Raw genomic sequence first — 1,054 nt, forward strand, 5'->3', positions numbered from 1 at the left:
GTAGGGCTTCACACGTCATACAATGGTCGGTACAGAGGGTTGCCAAGCCGCGAGGTGGAGCCAATCCCAGAAAGCCGATCGTAGTCCGGATTGTTCTCTGCAACTCGAGAGCATGAAGTCGGAATCGCTAGTAATCGCGGATCAGCATGTCGCGGTGAATACGTTCCCGGGTCTTGTACACACCGCCCGTCACACCATGGGAGTGGAATCTGGCAGAAGTAGGTAGCCTAACCGCAAGGAGGGCGCTTACCACGCTGGGTTTCATGACTGGGGTGAAGTCGTAACAAGGTAGCCGTAGGGGAACCTGCGGCTGGATCACCTCCTTTCTAGAGAACGCCGCATCAACGCCCACACCTATCGGTTGTCGACGAGAGTCCGCTTTGTTCGTTGAAGCGGGACGACCGGGCTTGTAGCTCAGTTGGTTAGAGCACACGCTTGATAAGCGTGGGGTCGCTGGTTCAAATCCAGCCAGGCCCACCAGACAAAGGTGGCCTGGCGGTTTGCCGGTTCGACTCTGGACTTTGAGAGTCGAACAGCGCAAGGCGCGAGATGCCGCCGTGTGCGAGTGCACACCAGGCGTTGAGCAGCGCGGCGATGCGAAGGCGATCGAAGGTCAGAGGGGGATTAGCTCAGCTGGGAGAGCACCTGCTTTGCAAGCAGGGGGTCGTCGGTTCGATCCCGTCATCCTCCACCAGACACCAGGGGTCGGGAGCCGGGGTCGGGAATGAAGTGGTACCTGTCAGAGTGAATCGTAAGCAGTGGGGCCGTTTGGCTTTAGTGCTTACGCTTTATGCGTAACGGCTGTTCTTTAACAATTTGGAAGAAGGTGATGCGTTCGTGAGAGCGTGTGTCGTTTCGACGGTACGCGTTTCGAGCGGCGCATCGACATGGGTTGAAATTGTATCGACCCTGCCTCCGGAATATTGGGCCCAGCGATGGGCCTGATGCCGAGCCGGTTGCAGGGTAAGCAACGCCTCTGTAATGCGGGGACTGGCCTGCCAGTTCTCAAAATTATAGGGTCAAGCGACTAAGTGCATGTGGTGGATGCCTTGGC

Annotated in this window: 2 tRNA genes and 1 rRNA gene; all 3 read left to right on the plus strand. The window is 57.4% G+C overall.

What is annotated here, in order from left to right:
- Positions 1 to 326 (plus strand): 16S ribosomal RNA (locus PKC29_15650); the annotation flags it as partial.
- Positions 327 to 403: 77 nt separating this feature from the next.
- Positions 404 to 480 (plus strand) — tRNA-Ile (locus PKC29_15655).
- Between the two features lie 138 nt (positions 481 to 618).
- Positions 619 to 694: transfer RNA gene (locus tag PKC29_15660), tRNA-Ala, on the plus strand.
- Positions 695 to 1,054 lie beyond the last annotated feature (360 nt).

This window comes from Thermodesulfobacteriota bacterium, assembly GCA_035325995.1.
Lineage (GTDB): Bacteria > Desulfobacterota_D > UBA1144 > Nemesobacterales > UBA2774 > JADLGH01.